Source organism: Dickeya undicola (assembly GCF_000784735.1).
Lineage (GTDB): Bacteria > Pseudomonadota > Gammaproteobacteria > Enterobacterales > Enterobacteriaceae > Dickeya > Dickeya undicola.
In genome coordinates, this window is sequence record NZ_JSYG01000005.1 from 1 (window position 1) to 4,983 (window position 4,983).

Here is a 4,983-nt window from a genome sequence, read left to right on the forward strand (position 1 = left end):
AACTGATTTAGAGGAGTTAGACTTGAAGTTATGCGCCGATTAAGGCTAAACTGAAAGGACAAGTTTTGGTGACTGCGCTCCTCCAAGCCAGTTACCTCGGTTCGAAGAGTTGATAGCTCTAAGAACCTTCGAAAAACCGCCTGGCAGGGCGGTTTTTTCGTTTCTGAGCCAGAAGACTACGACGACACGAGAAGGATCTCAAGAAGATCATCACTTGCTATATCTTATAAACATCACCGCATTAGCTTTTTTTTTCCTAAATAGCAAAAATCACTTTAAAAATCCCCCTCAAGTCACCACATGAGTGTACACATAAAAAAAAGGGATATACCTATGTCATTTGATCAAACAACAATCAACGCAGTCTGGGAAAAAGCTCAAGAGATCAATGGATATGATTCCAATATTTATAGAAAAGATTATTGTGGAGCATGGATAGAAAAAGACAAATACGGAGATAGAAATCATGCCTTCGGGTGGGAAATTGACCATGAAACAACTAAGGCTAACGGTGGTGATGACAGCCTTAGCAACCTCAGACCACTGCATTGGCGCAACAACGCATCAAGAGGAAATGGTCGCTTAAATACCCAAACCCCTGCAGCAAAATCAGTAGGCAACCAGAACCACTACCTTGACGATGATGGACATTACTACGCCGTGTAATGTCTGATGAACACATCGATTTACCATAACACCCGTTGGGCGCAACGCATGAGAAAGTCAGCATAGCGGTCTTCCGTCGGAAACTTCGCGTCGATGGCCGATGGTGGCTACAAAACAGTCTGCGACTGGTTGAAAACACAACAAAAAACCATAAATACAGGATGGGTATAACCCACTCAATCAGACAAATAAGGAAGCAAAATGCCAAAGGCTAAAAACGTTCACATAGTGAAGATCAAAGATGGTTCCGATTCGTACCATATCGTCGAAGAAGAAAATAGCGGGAAGTTTTTGTTTAAATGCGATACTCAAAAACAGGGAATTGATTGGGCTATCAGCTGTGGATTCACCTATGAAATTCATCGCGAACGTAACAAAAAGCCAAGCGACCAACACGGTCAGTTTCGTGATCAATAACTTAAAATGACGCCCCCCCCAAAAAGCCCTCCTGGGCTTTTTTTGTACCTGTAGGTCACTCGAATTGAACATAACACCTGTTCCGCGCACCGCCCCCGACGTCCCCGGCCGCGTTCGGGGGCCAAACCGCCAAAACCCAGCCTGTTCTCCCCCGCAAACGCGCCAGAAACGCGCCGGTGAGTTTTGCGCCCATGCATAGCTATGCACCAGAATGACTGCCTGACGTTTTCAGCTGAAAATCATGACCAGACAGGAAAAAACACACATGAACCGACAGGAATCCGCAGCGCTGAACATGGCGAAATTTATCCGGGCGCAGTCACTACTGCTGCTCGAAAAGCTCGATGCGCTCGATCTTGATGACGAAGCGGCAGACTGTGAAAAGCTGCACGAACAGGCAGAAGCGCTCTATCAGAAACTGAACAGCCGATTTTCAGAAGAAGAAACGGTGAACGGGAACGGATTTTAATCCGGTGCCGTGAGGCGTTGGACAAGCGCAGCGCGTCAGCACATCACAGCATTTTTTCGGTTATAATGATCCCGCCGCCATGCATGGCGGTCGGGTGTAGGAACCTGCTTTCTAGTTGGCGATAAAACGGACGCGCCAAGCGTCCATTTTTATATCGCAGCCTTTGTTCGCCTCAATGGTGGCTCAGGCGGGGCAGCCTTCGGGCTGGCCGGGTCCAACTAGACCGGTATTCCTACCCCCGTTTGGGCTACCACCCGAAGAGCGTAGGAACTCTTGTGGTAGCTATCATTTTCTAGTTGAGAGCCATCATCATGTTCGACGATACCCCTCTTAGGCCTGACGAACTGTTAGACCAATGCTGTGCGCTGTCTTATGCCCTCATCGAAATCTCCCATGACCAGGTGCGCGAAATCCTCGCCTTCCTTCTCGCCGAAAAGCTCCGCGATTTTTACCACGCCTACCATGAAGCAGAACAGGAGACAGACAGCGCCGTCAGCCATGCCTGACCGGTGATCGGGGGCGCATAACGACCGCTGTAAGGTGGGGTCAAGGGGAGGATTTTCCTCCCCTTGCAAGGCCCGATGTGCGACGTTGAGCGTAGCGAAATGTAGCAACATTGGGTAGCCTTGTTTATTCATTATTCGCCGGTAAATGGGGGGTGCGGTGAAGAAACGTGAAAACATGCTCCGGGTGCGGTTTTCTGACGACGAATTCAGCCAGTTGCAGGCGCTGGCCGACAGGTCAGGTTTCACCATGTCAGAACTCGTGCGCGACCACATCGGCAGGATGAACATCAGCCACAAAGCCGACGACCGCGAGCGCCTCATCCTGCTCAACCGCCTTAACGCCAACCTGAACATGATCGCCCGCTGGGTGAACACGCATAAATCCGCCGCCTCGGCGGTTGAGGTGGTTTCTCACCTGATGGCCATCGAGCGCCACATTCGGGAGCTGACCCGGTGATTGTCGGTTTCAGTCGCCACGGCACCGGCGGCGGCAGTGGCCCCGTGGATTACATGACTGACCCGGACAGACCGGGCCGGGCGTCATCGCCCCCGGTCGTGCTGCGCGGCGCCCCGGATGCCACCCGGGACTTAATCGACTCGCTGACGTTCAGGCACCGCTACACGTCCGGTGTCCTGTCGTTCGCCCCCGGGGAAACAATCCCGCCGGAGAGGGAGCAGGCCATCATGGACCGGTTCGAGCGCGTGGCGTTCGCCGGCATGGAGCCTGACCAGTACAACATCCTGTGGGTACGCCACAGCCATGCCGGCCATCACGAGCTGCACTTCGTCACGCCCCGCGTGGAACTGAGCACCGGGAAAAGCCTCAACATCCGCCCGCCCGGCGACCGGGCACGGCAGGCTTTTGATGACTTCCGCAGTGAAATCAATGCCCGCTACGGACTGGCTGACCCGGATGACCCTCAGCGGGCACGCGACATCGCCACCCCCGGCCATGAGCTTAAAATCGCCGCAGAAGCCATCAGGCGCGGCGAAAAGCCCGACGGGAACATACGGGAACTGCTCGACCGGATATTGGCACAGCGGGCCGCTGAGGGGCTTATCAGCGACCGGCAGCAGTTACTGGAGCAGGTGGCCGGGCTGGGCCTGACCGTAACCCGGGCAGGCAAGAATTACATCACCGTCGCCGAACCGGAGAGCGGCCAGCGCTGGCGACTAAAAGGAGGACTCTATGAGCGAGACTTTGACCCTCGCCGAACGCTTGAAACAGCGGCAGCAGCAGGAGAACGAGACTATTCAAAACCTGACCCGGGAGCAGCTGATCGCTTTGCGCGACGGGTTGAACACCATATTGAGTACCGAGCTCAATACCATGCAGGCCGATATGCAACGCCAGATAGAAACCATGTCATCGGAATTCAGCCGCCGCAAAAAAGACCTGCTCTGGAGTCTTATACGGAGCCGCATTCTGTTCCCGGCCCTGACAGCACTGACCGTCTTGGGCGTTATCTTGCTGAGCGGCTGGGGGCTGTCTGCATGGCAGGAGTCCCAAATCAGCCAGAACTGGCAGACGCTGCGGCAGCAGAAACAGGCGCTCGACACGATGGCCGAGAAGGGCGGGAAAATTCAGTGGTCGACGTGCGCGAACGCCGGGGAGAAAGGGCGGCTTTGCCTGAAAATCGACGAGAGGCCGGGATCGTTCGGCGTGAACGGCGAAAATTACAAGATACCACTGGGGTACTGACCGATGACCGAGCTGGAAACCCATTTGCTCAACGCCTTGAAGCGGCTGGAGCAGCAATTCAACGCGCAACAGCACGCCTGCGAGACCGCGCAGAACGCCTTGCAGGACATGTTCGAGCGTACTTTACAGGACAACGTGACGCTGCACAGGCAAGTCAGCTCCTTGAGCAGTCAGGTCAGCGAATTAACGCAGCAGCTCGGGCAGTTCAGGAGCCTCTACAGGCAGAACAGGACATAGCAGCGCAGCGCTATCACGCCCGGGTGCAGCGGGAAAAAGAACGGGTACTGGAGAAACAAAAACAGTACCAGAAAGACGGCCCCAGCCTGAGCCGTTAAAATCTGGTCAGGCGATGCCAAGAAACACGGCAAGCAGGCGATCAACCTCAATCATGGCATCAGGATCAAGATGTCCAAAGACCGGCCCAACCTTGTCGCGCATGACCGTCATGGTCTTATCGATCATGATTTGCGAGGGCTTATTCAGACCGTTAGCCTCACTCGGCCACACGTTGATACGCAGCACAGGAGCACCAGTAACGAGCGTACTGGTGACCGGCAGAACGGTAACACTGGTGTGCTCATTAAACGGATTGGCCTGAATAACCAGCGCCGGGCGCGGTTTACCAAAATCGCCCTGCAGCGCAATAGTCACAAGATCACCGCGCCTCATTCAGTCCAGCCGTCCACATCCATCAGGGCAGAGTCCATAAACTGCTGCATGGACTGATCAGCCCGGTCAGCCTGCGCAACCGCGAGGCACTGGCGTCGGCACTCATCAGCAAAACCGGGACGACGGGTATCCGGCACCCAAATCTGCACAGGGCGCAGGCCAGCCCGGCGCATCGCATCACGGTGCTTCTGCACCCGGGTATTCAGTGGAACAGGCATAGCCACCTCCAAAACATGTAACGTTACATGTAACTATTATAGGCAAGTGAATAAACGCGTACAAGGCATAAACCATGCGGCATCCGTGCGAACGGGTTTCTATGTACGGACAGGGGAAATTCCGCTTCCTCGCCTGTTCGCTCGCTACGCTCGGTCACAGGACTGCGGCGAGCGGTGGGGGTTAAAAAGACAGGAGACATCGATGCCAGGGAAAAAAAGCACAGCCCCCCCTTCCCCCCAGAGCCGGACAAGCCTACCTCGCTTTTCCAGAGGCTCCGCCCTCCTGACGAGCATCACAAAAAAATGACGCTCAAGTCAGAAGTGGCGAAACCCGAC

The 4,983-nt window shown here is 54.6% G+C and carries 9 protein-coding genes and 1 pseudogene; 8 read left to right on the top strand and 2 right to left on the bottom strand.

The window, feature by feature from the left end; all coding sequences use genetic code 11:
• Positions 1-333: 333 nt before the first annotated feature.
• The 8 genes and pseudogenes from OB87_RS03105 to OB87_RS03140 all read left to right on the top strand — a co-directional run bounded on the left by OB87_RS03105 (position 334) and on the right by OB87_RS03140 (position 3,997).
• Positions 334-666: an HNH endonuclease signature motif containing protein gene (locus tag OB87_RS03105; protein WP_033567991.1), complete on the top strand. Its 333-nt coding sequence runs from the start codon at positions 334-336 to the stop codon at positions 664-666.
• A gap of 201 nt (positions 667-867) precedes the next feature.
• Complete coding sequence (locus OB87_RS20480) at positions 868-1,083, top strand: hypothetical protein (protein ID WP_152605867.1); 216 nt, start codon at positions 868-870, stop codon at positions 1,081-1,083.
• Between the two features lie 265 nt (positions 1,084-1,348).
• Positions 1,349-1,552 carry a Rop family plasmid primer RNA-binding protein gene (locus OB87_RS03115; RefSeq protein ID WP_033567993.1) on the top strand — a complete coding sequence of 68 codons (204 nt, stop codon included), beginning with the start codon at positions 1,349-1,351 and terminating at the stop codon, positions 1,550-1,552.
• Between the two features lie 311 nt (positions 1,553-1,863).
• Complete coding sequence (locus OB87_RS19625) at positions 1,864-2,058, top strand: hypothetical protein (RefSeq protein ID WP_072025418.1); 195 nt, start codon at positions 1,864-1,866, stop codon at positions 2,056-2,058.
• Positions 2,059-2,215: 157 nt separating this feature from the next.
• Positions 2,216-2,515, top strand: coding sequence for a plasmid mobilization protein (locus OB87_RS03125; RefSeq protein ID WP_050515618.1), 300 nt, complete (start codon positions 2,216-2,218; stop codon positions 2,513-2,515).
• A gap of 53 nt (positions 2,516-2,568) precedes the next feature.
• A pseudogene (locus OB87_RS21140) lies at positions 2,569-2,946 on the top strand (relaxase/mobilization nuclease domain-containing protein); the annotation flags it as partial.
• A 301-nt stretch (positions 2,947-3,247) separates the two neighbouring features.
• Positions 3,248-3,760, top strand: coding sequence for a hypothetical protein (locus tag OB87_RS19430; RefSeq protein ID WP_050515616.1), 513 nt, complete (start codon positions 3,248-3,250; stop codon positions 3,758-3,760).
• Between the two features lie 3 nt (positions 3,761-3,763).
• On the top strand, positions 3,764-3,997 hold the full coding sequence (locus tag OB87_RS03140) for an MbeD family mobilization/exclusion protein (RefSeq protein ID WP_033567996.1): 234 nt from the start codon (positions 3,764-3,766) through the stop codon (positions 3,995-3,997).
• A 105-nt stretch (positions 3,998-4,102) separates the two neighbouring features.
• Here OB87_RS03140 and OB87_RS03145 read toward each other — a convergent pair whose 3' ends face one another.
• Both OB87_RS03145 and OB87_RS03150 read right to left on the bottom strand, forming a co-directional pair.
• Positions 4,103-4,429: a type II toxin-antitoxin system PemK/MazF family toxin gene (locus OB87_RS03145; RefSeq protein WP_033567997.1), complete on the bottom strand. Its 327-nt coding sequence runs from the start codon at positions 4,427-4,429 to the stop codon at positions 4,103-4,105.
• Positions 4,426-4,647 (bottom strand): antitoxin MazE family protein, encoded by a 222-nt coding sequence (locus OB87_RS03150; RefSeq protein WP_033567998.1) that lies wholly within the window; start codon positions 4,645-4,647, stop codon positions 4,426-4,428. Before OB87_RS03150 ends, OB87_RS03145 begins: the two co-directional genes overlap by 4 nt.
• Positions 4,648-4,983 lie beyond the last annotated feature (336 nt).